Consider the following 18,662-nt stretch of genomic DNA (forward strand, 5'->3'; position numbering starts at 1 on the left):
CGCCGGTCGGGGGCCGAGGAGAGCGGCCGTCAGCCCCGCCGGTCGGGGGCCGAGTAGAGCCCGCCGGCTGCTGCCGAGGAGAGCCCCTGACGGGTGCCGGGGTCAGCCGCTCCGGCCAGCCAGGCCGCAGGTCGGGCGATGACCCGGCGGACCACCGAACCCGCCGCGCCGATCGCGGCGGCGTCCGCACCGAGCACCGTCGGTCGGACGGTGACCGGGTGCCAGGCGGCGGTGAGCACCCGCCGGGAGATCTCGGCGGTCACCGCCGGGCTCAGCCAGCGGGCGAGCGGGGCGTAGGTGCCGCCGAGGACCACGGTGTCCAGGTCGAGCAGGTTCACCACCCCGGCGACCGCCACGCCGAGGGCCGTCCCCGCCCCGCCCAGCGCGGCGAGGGTCGCCGGGTCGCCCCCGGCGGCGAGTCGGGCCAGCCGGGCCGCGTCGCCGGCCACGTCCGTCCCGGCCAGCCCGGCGGCGGCGAGAATCGCCTCCTGGCCGGCGTAGGTCTCCAGGCAGCCCCGCCCGCCACACCGACAGGGGTGACCCTCCGGATGGACCGGGAGGTGACCGATCTCGCCGCTGAACCCCCGAGCGCCCCGGTAGAGCGTGCCGTCCAGCACGATCCCCGCGCCGATGCCCACCTCGCCGGAGACGTACAGGAAGTCGGTGGCTCCCGGCTCCCCGGCGTGCAGTTCGCCCAGGGCGGCCAGGTTGGCCTCGTTGTCGACCACCAGCGCGGGCAGGCCGGGCACCGAATCGGTCAGCGGCGGGTGGGCGGCGAGCAACACCGGTACGTCCACCTCCCGCCAGCCGAGGTTGGGAGCGAGCCGGACCACGCCGTCGGCGGCTACCAGACCGGGTACGGCGAGCGCCGCCCCGGCCAGGGTGAGCCCCTGGGCGGCGGCGTCGGCCCGGGCCCGCTGGGCCAACTCGGCGGCGAGGGCGACGGTCTCGGCGGGAGAGGCCGGACGCAGGTCGGCCCGGTGCACCGTGCGGTGCCGGACCTCGCCGGCCAGGTCGAGCACGCAGACCGCCAGGTAGTCGACATTGATCTCCAGGCCGAGACCGGCCGGACCCCGGCTGGCCAGCAGCAGGCCCCGGGCGGGTCGGCCGGCCCCGGTACGCGGTGTCGGGTCGACTTCGGTGACCAGCCCGCCGCCGATCAGGTCGTCGACGACGGCGGAGACGGTCGCCCGGGTGAGCCCGGTGTCGGTGGCCAACTCGGCCCGGGACGGTGGCCGGGGCGCGGCGGCGATCCGGCCGAGCAGCAGGGCGAGGTTGATCTCGCGGAGGCTGCCCTGACGGACCGCCCCGGCGGGCGCGGCGTCGGCGGGGCTGCTCACGCCCTTGACACTGCCACACCGACGGCGATCAAATAATTCAACCACTGAACAAATATCCCGTCCCGTCACCGGAGGTTCGCCATGGCACCCCGTCCTACCCCCGCCGACAAGTTCTCCTTCGGCCTCTGGACGGTCGGCTGGCAGGGGCGCGACCCGTTCGGCGACGCCACCCGCCCCGAGTTGGACGCGGTCGAGGCGGTGCACCGCCTCGCCGAACTCGGCGCGTACGGGATCACCTTCCACGACGACGACGTCGTGCCGTTCGGTGCGGACACGGCCACCCGCGACCGACGGATCGCCCGGTTCCGCACGGCCCTGGCCGACACCGGCATGGTCGTGCCGATGGTCACCACCAACCTCTTCACCCACCCGGTCTTCAAGGACGGCGGCTTCACCAGCAACGACCGGCAGGTCCGCCGGTACGCGTTGCGCAAGGTGCTGCGCAACATCGATCTCGCCGCCGAACTGGGCGCGAAGACGTTCGTCATGTGGGGTGGCCGGGAGGGCGGCGAGTACGACGTCGCCAAGGACGTCCGGGCCGCGCTGGACCGCTACCGGGAGGCCGTCGACCTGCTCACCCAGTACGTCGTCGACTCCGGCTACGACCTGCGCTTCGCCCTCGAACCCAAGCCGAACGAGCCGCGCGGCGACATCCTGCTGCCCACCGTCGGACACGCGCTGGCGTTCATCTCCACCCTGGCTCACCCCGACCTGGTCGGCCTCAACCCCGAGGTCGGGCACGAGCAGATGGCCGGGCTGAACTTCGTGCACGGCATCGCCCAGGCGCTCTGGCAGGACAAGCTGTTCCACATCGACCTCAACGGCCAGCGCGGCGTCAAGTACGACCAGGACCTCGTCTTCGGCCACGGTGACCTGCTCAACGCGTTCGCCCTGGTCGACCTGCTCGAGCACGGCGGGGTGACCGGCGCATCCGGCTACGACGGCCCCCGACACTTCGACTACAAGCCATCCCGTACCGAGGACGTCGCCGGGGTGTGGGCGTCGGCGGAGGCGAACATGCGGACGTACCTGCTGCTCAGGGAGCGCGCGGCGGCGTTCCGCGCCGACCCGGAGGTGGCCGACGCCCTTGCGGCCAGCCGGGTCGCCGAGCTGGCCGAGCCGACCCTCGCCCCCGGCGAAAGTGTCGCCGACCTGCTCGCCGACCGGTCCGCCTTCGAGGACCTGGACGTCGACGCGGTGGCCGCGCGGGGCTTCGGCTTCGTCCGGCTCAACCAGCTCGCCGTCGAGCACCTGCTCGGCGCGCGCTGAGGAGGGGCCGGATGCCGCTCGTCGCCGGCGTCGACTCGTCGACGCAGTCCTGCAAGGTCGTCGTCCGGGACGCCGAGACCGGCGTGCTGGTCCGCCAGGGGCGTGCCCCGCACCCGGACGGCACCGAGGTCGACCCGGAGGCCTGGTGGCGGGCGTTGACCACGGCCGTCGACGCGGCCGGCGGGCTCGCCGACGTGGCCGCCGTCTCGGTCGCCGGCCAGCAGCACGGCATGGTCTGCCTGGACGACGCCGGCCGGGTGGTCCGGCCGGCGCTGCTCTGGAACGACACCCGGTCCGCCGGGGCCGCCGCCGAACTGGTCGCCGAGGCCGGCGCGGGGGAGGCCGGCCGGCGGTTCTGGGCCGACGCGGTGGGCACCGTGCCGGTGGCCAGCCTGACCGTCGCCAAGCTGCGCTGGCTGGCCCGGCACGAGCCGGCCAACGCCGACCGGGTGGCGGCGGTCTGCCTGCCGCACGACTGGCTGACCTGGCGGCTCGGCGGCGGCGCGGCCCACAACCGAGCCGGTACGCGCGACCTGTCCGCCCTGCGCACCGACCGCAGCGACGCCAGCGGCACCGGCTACTGGTCACCGGCCACCGGCGAGTACCGCCCCGATCTGCTGGAACAGGCCCTCGGGCGGCGACCGGAGCTGCCCGTGGTGCTCGGCCCCGCCGAGCCCGCCGGCACCCTCGCGGGGCTCGGCGGGCCGCTGCCCGGCTCCGGCGCGGTGCCTTCCGGTGGGCCGCTGCTCGGCCCCGGCGTGGTGCCTTCCGGTGGGCCGCTGCTCGGCCCCGGCGCCGGGGACAACGCCGGGGCGGCGCTCGGGGTCGGGGCACGCCCCGGCGATGTGGTCGTCTCCATCGGCACCTCCGGGACCGTGTTCAGCGTCGCCGACACCCCGGCCGCCGACGCGAGCGGGGCGGTCGCCGGGTTCGCCGACGCCACCGGCCGCTACCTGCCGCTGGTCTGCACGCTCAACGCCGCCCGGGTGCTGGACGCCGCCGCCACGCTGCTCCGGGTCGACCCGGCCGGCCTGGCCGATCTGGCGCTGGCCGCCCCGGCCGGGGCGGACGGGCTGGTCCTCGTGCCGTACCTGGAGGGGGAGCGGACCCCGAACCGGCCGGACGCCACCGGGGCGGTGCACGGGCTCACCCTGCGCACCGCCACCCCCGCGCACCTGGCCCGGGCCGCCGTCGAGGGGATGCTCTGCGCGCTGGCCGACGGGCTCGACGCCCTGCTCGCCCAGGGTGCCCGGGCCGACCGGGTGATCCTGGTCGGCGGGGGAGCCCGGTCGGCGGCGGTCCGTGCCATCGCACCGCAGGTCTTCGGCTGCCCGGTGCTGGTCCCGCCGCCCGGTGAGTACGTCGCCGACGGCGCGGCGCGGCAGGCCGCCTGGGTCGCCCTGGGCGGCGCGACAGCACCACAGTGGTCGGTCGGCGAGACCGAAGAGTACGCCGCCGATCCGGTGCCGGCGATCCGCGAGCGGTACGCCGAGGCGCGGGACCGGTTCCTCGCCCGTCCCACTGACGGGTAAAAGACTGTACGGGGAAGGCCGGACTGGCGATTATCGACAGATGTCGTCGCTCGACCTTCCCACCCCACCGCTCGACCTGCCCGGTGCGGCACCGCCGCCGGAGCCCGTCGTGCCCCTGCCGGCCGTCCTGCGCTACGACGACGCGGACACCCCGTGTGACGTCATCGACGCCCTGGCGCTCGCCGACTTCATCACCGGGCGGCACCCCTGGTCGCAGACCGTCCGACTGCCCCGGGCCCGCCCCGACGCGCAGCTCGTACCCGCCGACGGACACCTGCTGCGTACCGCCATCGAGGCCCGGCAACGCTCCCAGCTCCTCGGCGGCGACGGCTGGACCGCACGGGTGGTCACCTGGAAGGGCCACGGCGCGGAGGTGACCGTCACCGCGGTGAGCGGCGAGGTCGGCCAGTCCGCGCTGGACCGGATCGTGGCCGGGGCGACCGCTGCGGAGGACGCCGGATCGGGCCGGATCGGCTTCTGGCACCAGAGTCCGCGCCGGGGCGCGCAGCGGGACGTCCGGACCGTGACCACCCCGGAGTGGGCCACCATCCGGGACAACTACACCGCCACCGCCCGCCGGGAGTTCGACCGGCTGATGGCGGTCACCCCGGAAAACGTGCTGGGGCGGCTGGTGCTGCTGCACGGCGCGCCGGGCACCGGCAAGACGACCGCGCTACGTGCCCTCGCGCACGCCTGGCGGCAGTGGTGTCAGGCCGACTGCGTCCTCGATCCGGACGTCCTCTTCGCCGACGCCGGGTACCTGTCCGAGGTGGCGGTCGGCAACGACGACGAGCCGGAGGGCGGCCCCCGCTGGCGGCTGCTGATCGTCGAGGACTGCGACGAACTGATCCGGGGCGAGGCCCGGCAGACCTCCGGCCAGGCCCTGTCCCGGCTGCTCAACCTCACCGACGGGCTGCTCGGCCAGGGCCGGGACGTGCTCGTCGCGATCACCACCAACGAGGATCTGTCCCGGCTGCACCCGGCGGTGACCCGCCCCGGCCGGTGCCTCGCCCGGATCGAGGTGGGCCCGCTGTCGTACGCGGAGGCGACCCGTTGGCTCGCCTCCGCCGGAGTGGCACCCGACGGTGGCGGCGTGGCGTCCGGCGGTGGCGGGGAGGTGCCCGACGGTGGCGGGGTGGCGCGCGGCGGTGGCGGGGTGGCGCGCGGCGGCGGCACCAGCGCCGTGGCATCCGACGGCACCAGCGCCGTGCCGGCCAGCGGGGCCACCCTCGCCGAGCTGTACGCGCTGCGCGCCGGAGCCCCCACCCCGCCCACCGACCGGCACGAACTGGGCGGTTACCTCTGAGGCTTCCGCGCGTCGTCACCCGGTCGTGATCTGATCCTGGTTCAGTGCACGAACATGACCACCACCAGCGGCGGTACCCGGGTCCACCGGCTGTACACCGTCGTCGTCTTCGTGCTCCTCGCATCGCTGGACAACGTGGCGATCGGGTTGGTCCCCCCGCTGTACGGGTCGATCGCCGACTCGCTGGACGTGCCACAGCGCCTGATCGGGCTGGTAACCGCGGTCAGCTTCCTGGTCAGCGCGGTGGCTGCGGTCGGCTGGGCGTACGTGGGCGACCGGACCAACCGGAAGCCGCTGCTCGTGGTCGGCACCCTGCTCTGGGCGGCCGGCACCGCGGGCAGCGCGGTGGCTCCCGGCTACCCGCTCTTCCTGGTGGCCCAGATGGTGGCGGCGGTCGGGCTCGGCGCGGTCGGCTCGGTCGGCTTCTCGGTGGTCACCGACCTGATCTCGCCCCGCCGCCGGGGTCTGGTGATGAGCTTCTGGGGGCTGTCCCAGGGCGTCGGTACGCTCGCCGGCACCCTGGTCGGCGGGATCCTCGGCGCGGCGGACTGGCGTCGGCCCTTCCTGCTGCTCAGCCTGGTCGGCCTGGCCGCCACGGCGGCGTACGTGTTCACCTACGACGTGCGACGCGGGCAGAGCGAACCGGAGCTGGCCGGCGCGCTCGCCCACGGCGCCGAGTACGACTACCGGATCAGCCGGGCCGACCTGCCCCGGATCCTGCACCGGCGGACCAACTTCTGGCTGGTGTTCCAGGGGCTCACCGCGCAGGCCGCCTTCGGCTCGCTGGTCTGGCTGCCGGTGCTGTTCACCGAACGGGCCGAGGAGCAGGGCTACTCACCGGCCACCGCGATCGTGGTGGGCAGTGTCTTCGCCACCCTGTTCCAGCTCGGCGGGGTCTTCTCCATCGTCGGCGGGCTGGTCGGCGACGCGCTGCAACGGCGTACCCCACGGGGCCGGGCGATGGTCGCGGCCGTCGGCATCCTCGCGGCCGTCCCGTTCTACCTGGTGCTCTTCTTCGTGCCGATCCGGATCGACGTGCCGGACGGCGCGGGCGCTGGCGCGGTGATCGGCGCGGTGCTCGCCAGTGTCCTCACCGAACCGACGGTCGGGCTGAGCCTGCTCGCCGCGGTGCTGGCGCTCGCGCTGACCTCGGCGAACTCGCCGAACTGGTTCGCCCTGATCGCCGACGTCAACCCGCCGGAGCACCGGGGCACCGTCTACAGCCTCGGCAACCTGGTCAACGGGGTCGGCCGGGCGGCCGGGAACGGCCTGGTGGGGGTGGCCTTCCACGCCCTGCGGGGGGCCTTCCCGCCGCCGCTGAACTTCGCCGTCGGGCTGGCCGCGTTCCAGCTCTTCTTCATCCCGACCGGGATCATGTACTGGTTCGCCTCACGGACCTCGCCCCGGGACATCGCCAACGTGCACACCCTGCTGCACACCCGCGCCGAACGCCTCTGACCCCCTGCACCCCGCCCGCGTGGTAGCAGGGGTCCCCTGCACCCGTCGGGTGGTAGCAGGGGACCCTTGCACGTCAAAAAGCGGTAACAGGGGACCCCTGCTACCAACCAACTAACCAACCACGAAACCAAACAACCCTCAGGCGCGGTACCAGACGGTGACGTCGGTGGGGACCAGGGCGTCGTCGAGGGGGCCGCTGGCGTGCAGCGGCTCTACGCCGTCCGGCAGCGGCACCGATGCTGCGCCGAAGTTGGTCAGCACGCCCAACGCGCCGTTGCGGAAGTGCAGCACCTCGTCGCCGGAGGCCAGCCAACGCAGCGTGCCCCGGCCCAGCCCGTGCTCCCGGCGTAGCCGCAGCGCGGTCCGGTACAGCTCGTACGTCGAGCCGGGCACCCCGCGCTGCCGGTCCAGCGCGTACTCGGCCCAGGACGGCGGCTGCGGCAGCCAGCTCGCGTCGGCGGGCCCGAAGCCGTACGACGGGGCGTCGGCCTCCCACGGGATCGGCACCCGGCAGCCGTCCCGGCCACGTTCGGTGTGCCCGCTGCGCTCCCAGGTCGGGTCCTGCCGGACCTCGTCGGGCAGCGTGGTGTGCTCCGGCAGCCCCAACTCCTCACCCTGGTAGAGGTAGGCCGAGCCGGGCAGGGCGAGCATCAGCAGGGTGGCCGCGCGGGCCCGGCGTAGGCCGAGGGTGGCGTCCGGCTGCGGGTCGTCCGCGCCGATGCCGTTGGGCCGGGGGGTACCGACCGGCAGCCCGAGTCGGGAGGCGTGCCGGACCACGTCGTGGTTGGACAGCACCCAGGTGGTCGGGGCGCCGACCGCGTCGGTGGCCTCCAGGGAGCGGGTGATCACCGCGTACTGGGCCGGCGCGGTCCAGGCGGCGAGCAGGTACTCGAAGTTGAACGCCTGGTGCATCTCGTCGGGGCGGACGTAGCGGGCCAGCCGCTCGGCCGGTTCCACCCACGCCTCGGCGACCAGGACGCGGTCACCGCCGTAGGTCTCCAGCAGCCGTCGCCACTCGCGGTAGATCTCGTGCACCCCGTCCTGGTCCCACATCGGCGGGCGGGGCTTGTCGACCTCCTGGCCGGAGAGGATCTCCTGCGGCTCCCGCCAGTTCGCCAGGTCGGCCTGCTTGACCAGGCCGTGCGCCACGTCGACCCGGAAGCCGTCGACGCCCCGGTCGAGCCAGAACCGCAGCACCTCCAGGAACTCCGTCCGGACCTCGGGGTTGTCCCAGTTCAGGTCGGGCTGGGCGGTGTCGAACAGGTGCAGGTACCACTGCCCGTCGGCGAGCCGGGTCCAGGCCGGCCCGCCGAACACGCTCTGCCAGTCGTTCGGCGGCTCGGCACCGCCCGGACCGAGGCCGTCCCGGAAGACGTACCGCTGCCGTTCCGGGCTGCCCGGCCCGGCCTCCAGCGCGGCCCGGAACCAGGCGTGCGCCGACGAGGTGTGGTTGGGGACCAGGTCGACGATCACCCGCAGGCCCCGCGCGTGCGCGTCGGCGATCAGCCGGTCCGCGTCGGCGAGCGTGCCGAACAGCGGCTCGACGTCGCGGTAGTTGGCCACGTCGTAGCCGGCGTCGGCCTGCGGCGACGGGTAGAACGGGGACAACCAGACCGCGTCCACCCCGAGGTCGGCGAGGTGTCCGAGGCGGGCGGTGATGCCCGGCAGGTCACCGACGCCGTCGCCGCCGGAGTCGGCGAAGGAACGCGGGTAGACCTGGTAGATGACGGCTTCGGTCCACCAGCCGGTGGCCGGGTCGCTGACGGTTTCCTGCGGGTCGTGATGGGTGTTCAGGGTCGTCTCCCGAGTGTCGAGCCGGGCGGTGCCGACCGGCCTGCCCGGCAGGGGCGGTCGAGTCCGTTCAGTGTGCCCTCGGCGGGGCGGTGGAATCACGCACCACCAGACGAGTGGGGAGAATCACCGGCGAGTCGGAGGGTGTGCTCCCCGGGGTGCCGACGAGCGGGTCGAGCACGATCTGGGCGGCGAGCCGGCCCTGTTCGGCGGCGGGCTGGGCCACGGTGCTGAGCCCCAGCACGGCGGCGAGGTCGTGGTCGTCGATGCCGATCACGCTGATGTCCTGCGGCACCCGTAGCCCGGCCTCGCGCAGCGCGGCGATCGCGCCCATCGCCATCTCGTCGCAGGCGGCGAAGATCGCTGTCGGCGGGTCACCCCGGCGCAGCAACTCGACGGTGGCCTGGTTGCCGCCGTCGATGGTGAACTCGGACTCCACGTCCAGGCTCGGGTCCGGCCGCACCCCGGCGGCGCGCAGCGCCTCGTGGTAGCCGCGCCGCCGGTCGACGTGTGTGGTGAAGGCCAGCTCGTCCTCCGGGTCGCCGGAGATGTGCGCGATCCGCCGGTGGCCGAGGTCGAGCAGGTGCTGGGTGGCGGTCCGGGCGGCGGCCACGTCGTCGATCCGTACGCACGGCCAGCCGGGGACGACGGTGCCGGAGCTGACGATGACGCCGGGCCGGTCGAGCGCGGTGAGCGCGGTCAGGTCGGCGGACCGCAGGGGGGTGGCGACCAGCAGCACCGCGTCGGCCCGCTTGTGCAGGTTGGCGGCCCGCAGCACCCGCTGCCGGACCTGTGCCTGGCCACCGAGGTTGTAGAGGAGCAGGTCGTACCCGGCGGAGTGGAGAACCTCCTCGACCGCCTCGACCACGGTGCCGAAGAACCACCGGGTGATCCGGGGGACGACCACCGCGACCGTGCCGGTGCGACCCCCCGCCAACCGGGAGGCGCTCGGCGAGACGGCGTAGTCGAGTTCCTCGGCGGCGGCGAGCACCCGCCGCCGGGTCGCCGCCGAGACCGTGGGAAGTCCACGCAGCGCCCGCGACACGGTGGCCGTGGAGACTCCCGCGAGGCGGGCGACATCATCAATCCTCGTCACGGTTCCCCCGATCCGCCCGCGTCGGTCGCCGCCCGGATGCGCGGGCGGCGACCGACGCCGGGGTCAGCCCTTGACGCTTCCCGCGAGCAGGCCCCGCACGAAGTAGCGCTGTAGGGACAGGAACACGATCAGCGGTACGACGATCGAGACGAACGCACCGGCGGTGAGCCGCTGCCATTCGTTGCCCCGGGTGCCGGCCATCTCGGCCAGCCGGACGGTGAGCGGTGCCGTCTCGTCGCCGCCACCGGCGAAGATCAGCGCGACGAGCAGGTCGTTCCAGACCCAGAGGAACTGGAAGATGCCGAAGGCCGCCAGCGCCGGGGTGATCAGCGGCAGCACGACGGTGCGGAAGATCTTGGGGTGGGTGGCCCCGTCGACCCGTGCCGCCTCCATCAGGTCCTTCGGCAGTTGTGAGATGAAGTTGTGCAGCAGGAACACCGCCAGGGGCAGCGCGAAGCAGGTGTGCGCGAACCAGACCTGCACGAACTTCTCCTCGTCGGCGAGGTTCCACGCCGGCATCAGGGTGATTCCACCGACGCTGACCCCCTTGGAGAAGAAGCTCAGCAGCGGCACCAGGGCCATCTGGAGCGGCACGATCTGCAACGCGAAGATGGCGATGTAGACCCAGTCCCGACCCCGGAAGTTGATCCAGGCGAGGGCGTACGCGGCGAGCGCCGCGAAGGCCAGCGGGAACAGCACCGACGGCAGCGTGATCACCAGCGAGTTGATGAAGTAGCTCGCCAACTGGCCGGAGGAGGACGACCGTCCGAAGAGCACCTGCTGGTAGTTCTCCAGGGTGATCTGCGGGTCGGTGAAGAACGTCCACCAGCCGCTGGTCTTGATCTCGTCCTCCGGACGGAAGGACGAGACGAACAGACCGAAGGTGGGGATGGTCCAGACCACCGCGATGACGATGGAGACCAGCGTCGCGGTGCGACTGCTCAGCCGCTTGCGGACGCGGGCGGCGGCGGTTGTCGACCGGGCGCCGGCCTGCGCGCCGGCGGCGACCGGGGGAGTGGTGGTGGTCATCTCAGCCCTCCCGCTGCTGCCGCAGGTTGCGGATCTGGTAGATCACGATCGGGACGACCAGGACGAAGAGGAAGACCGCCAGGGCGGCGCCCTGCCCGTTCTGGCCGTACCGGAACGCCTGGTTGTACATCTCGTTGGCGATCACGCTGGTGTCGTAATTGCCGTTGGTGCTGGTCCGGACGATGTCGAAGACCTTCAGCGTAGCGATCGATATGGTCACCACGACGACGATCAGCGCCGGCCGGATGCTCGGCATGGTCACCTGCCAGAACATCTGCCACGGGTTGACGCCGTCCAGCCGGGCCGCCTCGACGATCTCGGCGGGGATGGCCTTGATCGCCGCGGAGAGCACCACCATGGCGAACCCGGCCTGGATCCAAACCATGATCACGATGAGTAGCAGGGTGTTCAGCGGCGACTCCAGCAGCCACTGCTTCGGCTCCCCACCGAGGCTCACCACGATGCGGTTGAGCAGGCCGATCTGCTCCTGCTCCTCGCTGCGGTACGCGTAGACGAACTTCCAGATGATGCTGGCGCCGACGAAGGAGATCGCCATCGGCATGAAGATCAGTGACTTGGCGAGCGCCTCCATCCGCGCCTTGTCCACCATGACCGCGTAGAGCAGGCCGATCGTGGTGGCGATCAGCGGAACGAGGACCACCCAGACCATGGTGTTGATGAGCACCCGCAGGATGTCGTCCTGGGTGAAGAGCCACCCGTAGTTGCGCAGCCCCACCCAGTTCTCGCTGCCGCCGTCCATGAACGACAGGAGCGTGGTGCGGACCGCCGGCACGACCAGGCCGATGGCGAGCAACAGCACGGTGGGCAGCAGGAAGAAGAGCGCGAAGACGCCCTCCCGGGGCTTTGCGCGGCGACGGGGCAGGGGCGTGCCGCTGGCCGACGCGGCGACCAGTTGGGCTTCCCGACGACGGGCGAACCAGGCCGGCACCGCGTCGAGCAGCAGGAGCAGTCCACCCACCACCACGACGAAGGCCACCAGGCCGTACAGCAACATGACGAGCTTCGGTGACTCGTCGGCGAACTCGAAGTTCATCCGCACTCCCAGGGAATCACGGCCCGGTGCCGGGGGTCCGGCCCGCACGTGGCGGACCGGACCCCCGGGCGACTCACTTGGGCCAGCTGCTCTCGATGGTGGAGAGCACCGTGGCGGTGTCCTTGCCGTTGATCCAGTCGATCATGCCCTTCCAGAAGGTGCCGGCGCCGACCGCGCCGGGCATCAGGTCGGAGCCGTCGAACCGGAAGACCGTGCCCTTGTCCTGGAGGATCTGGACGGAGAGCTTGTCGATCGGGTTGGCCACGTTCGCCACGTCGAGCTTGTTGTTCGCCGACACCCAGTTGCCGAGCTTGGCGCGGGAGTTGGCGTGCTCACCGGAGGCGAGGTACGTCTGCACCGCCTGGACCTCCGGGCGGTCGGCGAAGGCGACGGTGAACTCGCCGCCACCGAGCACCGGCTTGCCCTTGGCCTCGTCGACGGCCGGGAAGTAGAAGGCGAAGACGTCGCCGTCCTCGGCCACCTTGGTGTTCTCCGGCCACATGTTGGCGTAGAAGGACGCCTGCCGGTGCAGGGCGCACTTGTTCTCGAGGATCGGCGTGCCGGCCTCCTGGAAGGAGGTGGTGGCGATGCTCTTGACGCCGCCGAAGCCGCCGTTGACGTACTTCTCGTTCTTCATGATGGTGCCGGCCCGGTCGAGCGCCTCGGCGACCTTCGGGTCGTTGAACGGGATGCCGTGGGTGGTCCACTGGTCGTAGACCTCGGGGGTCTGCGTCCGCAGCATCAGGTCTTCGATCCAGTCGGTGGCCGGCCAGCCGGTCGCGTCACCGGACTCGATGCCGACGCACCACGGCTTGGTGCCGTCCGCCGCGATCTTGTCGCTCAGCGCGATGAGCTGGTCCCAGGTGGTGGGGACCTCCCAGCCCTTCTCCTTGAAGGTCTTGGGGGAGTACCAGACGAACGACTTCACGTTCGAGCCGAGCGGGGCGCCGTAGAACTGGCCGCCGACGGTGGTGTACTTCAGCCAGTCGGGCGAGTAGTTCTGCTCGGCCATCGCCTTGGTGTCGGCCGACGCCGGCTTGAGCTTGCCGGCCTCGGCGAACCGGGCCAGCAGGCCGGGCTGCGGGACGAACGCGATGTCCGGGGCGTTGCCGCCGTCGACGCGCACCTGGAGCTGCGCCTCGAACTCGCCGCTGCCCTCGTAGTCGATCTCGATGCCGGTGCAGTCCACGAACTGCTCCCAGGACTGCTCGAGCAGGTCCGCCTCGGTGTCCCGGATGGACGCGTAGATCGAGACCTTCTTGCCGTCGTGGCCGTCGTACTTCTCATATGCGGAGCACTCGGCTGAGCCGGCGTTGTTGCCACTGCTGTCGTCGTCGCTGCTGCAGGCGGTGGCGGCGAGCGCCAGCCCCAGCGCACCGATGATCGCGAAGGCCTGGCGTGGTCTGGCAGAGACCGCCATGCCGTCCTCCTTCGTTAGGCGGCGCGGTCGTCGTCGCTGACCTCGCCGAACCGATTGGGCGTTCCCACATGTAAGCGCTTGCATCGGCGTGGGTCCAGACCCCTGCCGGACACGAGCAAGTAACAATCAGGAAACCCCGAGGTTTACCTAACCGTGCTCCTGTCAGCCAAAGAGGACTCAATCGATCTCTTTCGACGGCTGGAGTTTTCTGCCACCCTGTCATTCAGGGATAGAAAGCTTTCAACATAGGAGGCTGTTGATGCGCAAGCGTTTGCTCAGCTTGGCGGCGGTTGCCGGGCTGCTGATCACGGCGATCGTGGTGCCGTCCGCCCCGGCGATGGCGGCCCCGACCTTCAAGGTGCCGTTCCCCTGTGGGCAGACCTGGTCGGGGCAGACCAGGACCGGTCACAGCCCGGCGTACGCCATCGATTTCAACCGCACCGACGACCTCGGCGACCCGGTGGTGGCCAGTGCCCCCGGCACCGTCGACGTGGTGACCGACCTCGGCGGCACCAGCTACGGCAAGTACGTCCGGATCAACCACGGGGGCGGCTACACCACCTACTACGCCCACCTCAACGGGTTCAACGTCTCGGTGGGCCAGTCCGTGGGCTACGGCAGGGTCATCGGCTACGTCGGCACCACCGGCGGGTCGACCGGCCCGCACCTGCACTACGAGCAGCGGCTCAACGGCAGCGACATCCAGGTCCGCTTCAACGGCGCCCTCGCGCTGTACTGGGGCACCAAGAACTACGGCAGCGACAACGGCTGCTCCAGCGGCGGCAACGCCACGGTCAACACGGCTGGCAGCCCGCTGACCGTCCGCTCCGGCCCCGGAACCGGCTACGCCGCGGTGGGCACCGTGGCCGACGGCACCCGGGTCACCGTCCAGTGCCAGACCACCGGCACCACCGTCACGGGCACCTACGGCACCAGCAACATCTGGGACCGGATCGGCTCCGGCCGGTTCATCGCCGACGCCTACGTCTACACCGGCTACGACGGGTTCATCCCGGGCGTACCACGCTGCTGAGCGTCGCCCGCCGCCCTCATCCGCGGCTGTCGGCAGAGCTGAGCCGACAGCCCGGTCGGGGCGGCGGTACAGCCCGCACCGGCACGGTCCGCACCGGCACGGCCGGTGCGGGCTGAGGTGGTTGCAGGGGACCCCTGCTCGGCAGAAAGCGGTAACAAGGGACCCCTGCTACCAACCCAACCACCCGCCCCCAACCGTCGACCCCTGCTCCGGCCGCGCGATTCCCACCGCCACAGTCAGTTGAGCTGCCAGATGGCCAGGTTCAACAGTGCGGCGAAGGCCACCCAGGCCCAGTAGGGGAGCATCAGCAGCGTGGCCGGACGGGACACCCGTCGGAACAGGACGACGGTGAACCCGATCAGCAGCCAGAGCACGACGACGTCGACGAGGGCCAGCCCGTACCGGCCCGCGCCGAAGAAGATCGGGGTCCATGCCGCGTTGAGCGCGAGCTGCGCCGTCCAGACGCCGATCGCGGGGCCGAGACCGACCCGCCGCCAGACCAGCCAGCCGGCGACGGCGATCATCGCGTAGAGCACCGACCAGACCGGGCCGAACAGCCACGACGGGGGCGCCCAGGCGGGCCGGCGCAGGCTCGCGTACTCGGCGGAGGTGTCCGACACGCCCAGCACCCCGATCCCGGCGGCGACGACCACCACCGTGCCGAAGCCGAGCAGGGCCCACCAAGCCCGGGCCCTGTGCGCCCGCCGGGCGTCGTGCGTCGTCGTCATGGCCGGGATGCTCCCCGTACGGTGCGGGAACAAACCCGCGGAAACGAAGCGCCGGGGCCGTCGGTGCCGGGTCTCAGGTCGGGAGGACGGAGACCCGGTACGACGACCCCGGCGGGTCCAGGGGGTATGGACGGCGGACGTCACATCATGTGAAGATGCTGACGCCGCCCGGGCCCACCAGCAGGCCCACCACGATGAGGACGACGCCCCACAGGATCTGCCGGCGGAACAACGCCATGATGCCGGCGATCACCAGTACGACTGCGAGAATCCAGAGAATCAGCTCCATGACGATTGGGTACCCGACCGCCAGATTCGGGAAACCTGTGCTCAGTCGGTGTGGTTGCCCAGGTGGAAGATGCTGTAGGCCTGCTTGATCACGGGGTGCGCGACGTTGCGGACCCGTACCCCGCCGGGCGTGGTGCCCCGCTCGCTGCCGGCGTGCGCGTGGCCGTGCAGGGCCAGCGCGGTGGGCGCCGAGTCGATCGCCTGACCGAGCTGGTACGAGCCGAGGAACGGGTAGATCTCCAGGGGTTCGCCAGCGAGGGTGTCCGGCACCGGCGCGTAGTGGGTCAGCGCCACCAGCACGTCGCAGTCCAGTCCGCGCAGGGCGGCGGCCAGTTGGTCGGCGCTGTCGGTGGTGGTCCGGACGAACGCCTTCATCTCCGGCTCGCCGAAGTCACTGGCGCAGCGCCCGGCGAACCCGCCGCCGAAGCCCTTCACCCCGGCGATCCCGAGCCGGTGCCCGCCGCAGTCCAGCACGACGCCGTTGCCCTCCAGGACGGTGATGCCCGCGTCCTCCAGCACCTTCACCACCTGCGGGACCTCGTCGCACTGGTGGTCGTGGTTGCCGAGCACGGTCACCACCGGTACGCCCAACCCGCCGAACTCCTCGGCCACGCAGCGCGCCTCGCTCTCCGAGCCGTGCCGGGTGAGGTCACCGGCGAGCAGCAGCGCGTCGGCGTGTTCGGGAAGCTCCTCCAGAGCCGGCCGGAACCGGCCCACCACGTCCTCGTCGACGTGTACGTCGCCGACGGCGGCGATCCGGATCATGACGCAGTCCTCCTCACGGCAGCTCCTCGATCTCCGTCGGAGCCTGGGCGCGGGTCACCCCGATGTCGCTGGTGACCGGTACGTCCGGGAAGCGGTCGGCCACCCGGCGCAGGATCTCGTCCCGGCGGTGCGGGCTCTCCACCTCGCCGTAGAGCACCAGGCCGTGCTCCCGCCGGACCACGGTGATGCCCTGCTCGGCGATGTCCGGGTCCTCGGTCAGCAGGCGCTGGATCTCGGCCTCGACGTACTCGTCGGGCGGCCCGACAGCGGCGCTGAGGTGGTCGGTCACGGTGTCTCCCTTCCGTCCGGGGCGCCGGAGTCCGGCACCACGTCGAGTCGGTCCAGCAGCACCAGGAACGCCTCGGCGTACGGGGAGTGCTGGGTCTCCTTCCGTACCCGTTCCCAGTCGATCTGCTCCCGCAGGGACCGGGCGAGGGGGAGACCCCGGGCGAAGTCGCAGTAGTGCTGGGAGAAGCTGAGCAGCTTGTGCACCATGAGCTGGGTCGCCGAGAGCACCGGCATGTGGATCGCGTCGACCGGGCGGACCACGGTGTCGGCGAAGGTCTCCTCGGTCACCGGGGTCTCGATCGGGCGGTGGATGAGGTCCACCATCCGTCCCTCGTCGTAGACCTTGACCAGCCAGTCCTCCGGCGGGCGCTCGGCGGTGAAACCGGCCGCCACCAGCGCCTCGAGGGCCGTCTCGACGTCCTGGTGGCGGATCAGGAAGTCCACGTCGTGCTCGCTGGAGTGTCCGCCGTGCGCGTAGACGGCGAAGCTGCCGCCCAGGGCGAAGGGGATGTCGGACTGTTTCAGCACAGCGGCGACCCGCTTGAGGGTGTGCAACAGACTGGCGTCCCCGTTTTGGGCCATCGGACTCTCCCTGGTCGGTGGGCGGTACAGGCGCTCGCAGTGAAGTTGCGTACCCGGCAAGCCGATCGGCCACACCTGTCACGCGGGCGGGGGCTGGGCAGAAAGAGCCCTACATCCGGATAGTGGCGGTTTGAATAGTAGTTGGGCTACTTATGAAGCGTGACTCGGATATCCTCGGGAAGGTGGTCAGATCACTGCGGGCGCGGCGCGACCCGGCCCGGCTGCGTGCCGTCGCCCTGATCGGCATCGACGGCTCGGGCAAGACGACCCAGGCACATCGGCTCGCCGACGTGCTCACCGTGGCCGGGTTGCCGGCCACCTACCACCGCAACGCGGGCGGACGGGCCTGGCTCGGCCGGCTCGCCCAACGGCTCGGCCGCCGGGACGCCCAGGCGCTGCTCGGCAACCGGGGCATGCTCATCGTCGAGTCGGTGCTGCGCTGGCTCGCCATCGCGCGGGCGCTGCTCGGCGCCCTGCTCACCGGCCGGACGGCGGTGATGGACCGGTACGCCGTCTGCCAGTACGCCAGCCTCCGCGCCCACGGGGGGCGGCGGCGCGGTGAGCGGCTGGCCCGGCTGGCCTACCGGCTCTTCCCGGCGCCGCAGGTCACCTTCCTGCTCGCGGTGGAGCCGGGGGAGGCGTACCGGCGGATCGAACGGCGCGGCACCGACCACGAACCGATCGACTACCTGGTCGCGGCCGACGCCGCGTACCGGTCGTTGCCGGAGTTCCCGACGTTCGTGGTGATCGACGCGAACCGGACCCCGGACGAGGTGACCCGACAGATCCGCGACCACCTGGCCGCCTGGCTGCCGGCGACCGGGTGCCCGGTGCACCGGCCGCCACTGCTCGCACCGCTGCCGGCGCCGGCCCCCTCCTGACCGGGGTGGTCGGCGGTCAGGCGCGGCCGTGGACCGGGACGGCCGCGCCGCTGGTCGGCGCCGACTCGTCGCTGGCCAGGAACCGCACCACCGGGGCGATCTCCGCCGGGGCGACCCACCGGCTGTGGTCGGCGTCCGGCTGGGCGGCCCGGTTGGCCGGAGTGTCGATCACGCTCGGCAGGACGGTGTTGCAGCGCACCCCGCTGGCGCGGTACTCCACCGCGACCGCGTTGGCGAACGCCAGCACCGCCGCCTTGGCGGTGACGTAACCGGCGACGCCCGGAAAGGGCGCGAGCGCGGCCCGGGCCGACACGCAGACCACCGCGCCGCCACCGGCCGCCGTCAGTCGGGGCAGCGCCGCCCGGGTGACCAGGTACGTCGGGCGCAGGTTCAGGGTGAACATCCGGTCGAACTCCTCGACCGGCGTCTCGTGCACCAGCCCGCCGCTGGCGTACCCGCCCACCAGGTTGACCACCGCGCGCAGCGGCGCCTCCGGGTCGCCCGCCGCCACCTCCACCGCCCGGGCCGCGCCGGCCGGGTCGGTGAGGTCGGCGGCGACGGTGAGCGCGCCGTCCCCGTCGCCCGGCCGCAGGTCGGCCACGACCACCCGCCACCCCGCCGCCGTGAAGGCGGCGGTCACCGCGCCACCCAGTCCGCCCGAGCCACCCGTGACCAGTACGCTCCGCTCCGCCATGCGCCCCACGCTAGTGGTTGGCGCCGTGCCGGCGGCGGCCCGGGGCGTCGGGGGACCGTGCGCGGCACCGGCCCGAGCCGCGAGGCCGGTCGCGCTGCGGGCGGGACA

At 72.3% G+C, this 18,662-nt stretch carries 18 protein-coding genes; 6 read left to right on the forward strand and 12 right to left on the reverse strand.

Going from position 1 to position 18,662, the window contains the following annotated elements; genetic code table 11:
* Nucleotides 1-29: 29 nt before the first annotated feature.
* The gene (locus tag GA0074692_RS31335) at nucleotides 30-1,340 is read right to left on the reverse strand and encodes an ROK family transcriptional regulator (RefSeq protein ID WP_091651368.1); all 1,311 of its coding nucleotides are present in this window, start codon (nucleotides 1,338-1,340) and stop codon (nucleotides 30-32) included.
* Between the two features lie 81 nt (nucleotides 1,341-1,421).
* Between GA0074692_RS31335 and xylA the strand changes: the two genes are divergently transcribed.
* From xylA to GA0074692_RS31355, 4 genes are read left to right on the forward strand one after another with little or no spacing between them, the layout of a single operon-like run.
* Entirely contained in the window at nucleotides 1,422-2,609 is a 1,188-nt protein-coding gene (xylA, locus tag GA0074692_RS31340) for a xylose isomerase (RefSeq protein WP_091651372.1), read from the forward strand.
* Between the two features lie 11 nt (nucleotides 2,610-2,620).
* Nucleotides 2,621-4,141: a xylulokinase gene (locus GA0074692_RS31345; protein WP_091651378.1), complete on the forward strand. Its 1,521-nt coding sequence runs from the start codon at nucleotides 2,621-2,623 to the stop codon at nucleotides 4,139-4,141.
* Nucleotides 4,142-4,181: 40 nt separating this feature from the next.
* Nucleotides 4,182-5,447, forward strand: a complete 1,266-nt coding sequence (locus GA0074692_RS31350) for a DUF5925 domain-containing protein (protein ID WP_091651381.1) — start codon at nucleotides 4,182-4,184, stop codon at nucleotides 5,445-5,447.
* Nucleotides 5,448-5,501: 54 nt separating this feature from the next.
* Nucleotides 5,502-6,905, forward strand: coding sequence for an MFS transporter (locus GA0074692_RS31355; protein ID WP_091651386.1), 1,404 nt, complete (start codon nucleotides 5,502-5,504; stop codon nucleotides 6,903-6,905).
* 138 nt (nucleotides 6,906-7,043) lie between these two features.
* On the opposite strand, the gene GA0074692_RS31360 is transcribed toward GA0074692_RS31355, so the two are convergent.
* The 5 genes from GA0074692_RS31360 to GA0074692_RS31380 all read right to left on the reverse strand — a co-directional run bounded on the left by GA0074692_RS31360 (nucleotide 7,044) and on the right by GA0074692_RS31380 (nucleotide 13,295).
* On the reverse strand, nucleotides 7,044-8,699 hold the full coding sequence (locus GA0074692_RS31360) for a glycoside hydrolase family 13 protein (protein ID WP_091654380.1): 1,656 nt from the start codon (nucleotides 8,697-8,699) through the stop codon (nucleotides 7,044-7,046).
* Nucleotides 8,700-8,766: 67 nt separating this feature from the next.
* Nucleotides 8,767-9,792, reverse strand: coding sequence for a LacI family DNA-binding transcriptional regulator (locus GA0074692_RS31365; protein WP_091651388.1), 1,026 nt, complete (start codon nucleotides 9,790-9,792; stop codon nucleotides 8,767-8,769).
* A 63-nt stretch (nucleotides 9,793-9,855) separates the two neighbouring features.
* The gene (locus GA0074692_RS31370) at nucleotides 9,856-10,821 is read right to left on the reverse strand and encodes a carbohydrate ABC transporter permease (RefSeq protein WP_091651390.1); all 966 of its coding nucleotides are present in this window, start codon (nucleotides 10,819-10,821) and stop codon (nucleotides 9,856-9,858) included.
* Between the two features lies 1 nt (nucleotide 10,822).
* Nucleotides 10,823-11,875 carry a carbohydrate ABC transporter permease gene (locus GA0074692_RS31375; protein WP_091654383.1) on the reverse strand — a complete coding sequence of 351 codons (1,053 nt, stop codon included), beginning with the start codon at nucleotides 11,873-11,875 and terminating at the stop codon, nucleotides 10,823-10,825.
* A 73-nt stretch (nucleotides 11,876-11,948) separates the two neighbouring features.
* Nucleotides 11,949-13,295: an ABC transporter substrate-binding protein gene (locus GA0074692_RS31380; RefSeq protein WP_091651395.1), complete on the reverse strand. Its 1,347-nt coding sequence runs from the start codon at nucleotides 13,293-13,295 to the stop codon at nucleotides 11,949-11,951.
* Between the two features lie 259 nt (nucleotides 13,296-13,554).
* Between GA0074692_RS31380 and GA0074692_RS31385 the strand changes: the two genes are divergently transcribed.
* On the forward strand, nucleotides 13,555-14,328 hold the full coding sequence (locus tag GA0074692_RS31385) for a M23 family metallopeptidase (RefSeq protein WP_091651400.1): 774 nt from the start codon (nucleotides 13,555-13,557) through the stop codon (nucleotides 14,326-14,328).
* Nucleotides 14,329-14,564: 236 nt separating this feature from the next.
* Here the strand turns inward: GA0074692_RS31385 and GA0074692_RS31390 are convergent, their stop codons facing one another.
* From GA0074692_RS31390 to GA0074692_RS31405, 5 genes are all read right to left on the reverse strand, one after another.
* Nucleotides 14,565-15,056 (reverse strand): TspO/MBR family protein, encoded by a 492-nt coding sequence (locus tag GA0074692_RS31390; RefSeq protein WP_091651403.1) that lies wholly within the window; start codon nucleotides 15,054-15,056, stop codon nucleotides 14,565-14,567.
* Nucleotides 15,057-15,201: 145 nt separating this feature from the next.
* Nucleotides 15,202-15,345: a GPGG-motif small membrane protein gene (locus tag GA0074692_RS35100; RefSeq protein WP_176738633.1), complete on the reverse strand. Its 144-nt coding sequence runs from the start codon at nucleotides 15,343-15,345 to the stop codon at nucleotides 15,202-15,204.
* Between the two features lie 41 nt (nucleotides 15,346-15,386).
* Entirely contained in the window at nucleotides 15,387-16,109 is a 723-nt protein-coding gene (locus GA0074692_RS31395; protein WP_091651407.1) for a metallophosphoesterase family protein, read from the reverse strand.
* A gap of 13 nt (nucleotides 16,110-16,122) precedes the next feature.
* On the reverse strand, nucleotides 16,123-16,398 hold the full coding sequence (locus tag GA0074692_RS31400; protein ID WP_091651412.1) for a hypothetical protein: 276 nt from the start codon (nucleotides 16,396-16,398) through the stop codon (nucleotides 16,123-16,125).
* Nucleotides 16,395-16,979: a nucleotidyltransferase gene (locus GA0074692_RS31405; protein WP_091651416.1), complete on the reverse strand. Its 585-nt coding sequence runs from the start codon at nucleotides 16,977-16,979 to the stop codon at nucleotides 16,395-16,397. The genes GA0074692_RS31400 and GA0074692_RS31405 overlap by 4 nt, the downstream gene beginning before the upstream one ends.
* Before the next feature lie 152 nt (nucleotides 16,980-17,131).
* Here GA0074692_RS31405 and GA0074692_RS31410 point away from each other — a divergent pair, with 152 nt between their 5' ends.
* A complete protein-coding gene (locus GA0074692_RS31410; protein WP_091651420.1) occupies nucleotides 17,132-17,860 on the forward strand; it encodes a thymidylate kinase in 729 nt (242 codons plus the stop codon).
* 16 nt (nucleotides 17,861-17,876) lie between these two features.
* On the opposite strand, the gene GA0074692_RS31415 is transcribed toward GA0074692_RS31410, so the two are convergent.
* Nucleotides 17,877-18,554, reverse strand: coding sequence for an SDR family NAD(P)-dependent oxidoreductase (locus GA0074692_RS31415; protein WP_091651424.1), 678 nt, complete (start codon nucleotides 18,552-18,554; stop codon nucleotides 17,877-17,879).
* Nucleotides 18,555-18,662: the final 108 nt, after the last annotated feature.

Source organism: Micromonospora pallida, assembly GCF_900090325.1.
Lineage (GTDB): Bacteria > Actinomycetota > Actinomycetes > Mycobacteriales > Micromonosporaceae > Micromonospora > Micromonospora pallida.

Bases quoted from the DNA above. Each gene is read 5' to 3' on its own strand.
- xylA (WP_091651372.1), top strand. From the start codon at position 1,422: ATGGCACCCCGTCCTACCCCCGCCGACAAGTTCTCCTTCGGCCTCTGG.
- GA0074692_RS31345 (WP_091651378.1), top strand. From the start codon at position 2,621: ATGCCGCTCGTCGCCGGCGTCGACTCGTCGACGCAGTCCTGCAAGGTC.
- GA0074692_RS31350 (WP_091651381.1), top strand. From the start codon at position 4,182: ATGTCGTCGCTCGACCTTCCCACCCCACCGCTCGACCTGCCCGGTGCG.
- GA0074692_RS31355 (WP_091651386.1), top strand. From the start codon at position 5,502: ATGACCACCACCAGCGGCGGTACCCGGGTCCACCGGCTGTACACCGTC.
- GA0074692_RS31370 (WP_091651390.1), bottom strand. From the start codon at position 10,821: ATGACCACCACCACTCCCCCGGTCGCCGCCGGCGCGCAGGCCGGCGCC.
- GA0074692_RS31375 (WP_091654383.1), bottom strand. From the start codon at position 11,875: ATGAACTTCGAGTTCGCCGACGAGTCACCGAAGCTCGTCATGTTGCTG.
- GA0074692_RS31380 (WP_091651395.1), bottom strand. From the start codon at position 13,295: ATGGCGGTCTCTGCCAGACCACGCCAGGCCTTCGCGATCATCGGTGCG.
- GA0074692_RS31385 (WP_091651400.1), top strand. From the start codon at position 13,555: ATGCGCAAGCGTTTGCTCAGCTTGGCGGCGGTTGCCGGGCTGCTGATC.
- GA0074692_RS31390 (WP_091651403.1), bottom strand. From the start codon at position 15,056: ATGACGACGACGCACGACGCCCGGCGGGCGCACAGGGCCCGGGCTTGG.
- GA0074692_RS35100 (WP_176738633.1), bottom strand. From the start codon at position 15,345: ATGGAGCTGATTCTCTGGATTCTCGCAGTCGTACTGGTGATCGCCGGC.
- GA0074692_RS31395 (WP_091651407.1), bottom strand. From the start codon at position 16,109: ATGATCCGGATCGCCGCCGTCGGCGACGTACACGTCGACGAGGACGTG.
- GA0074692_RS31405 (WP_091651416.1), bottom strand. From the start codon at position 16,979: ATGGCCCAAAACGGGGACGCCAGTCTGTTGCACACCCTCAAGCGGGTC.
- GA0074692_RS31410 (WP_091651420.1), top strand. From the start codon at position 17,132: ATGAAGCGTGACTCGGATATCCTCGGGAAGGTGGTCAGATCACTGCGG.
- GA0074692_RS31415 (WP_091651424.1), bottom strand. From the start codon at position 18,554: ATGGCGGAGCGGAGCGTACTGGTCACGGGTGGCTCGGGCGGACTGGGT.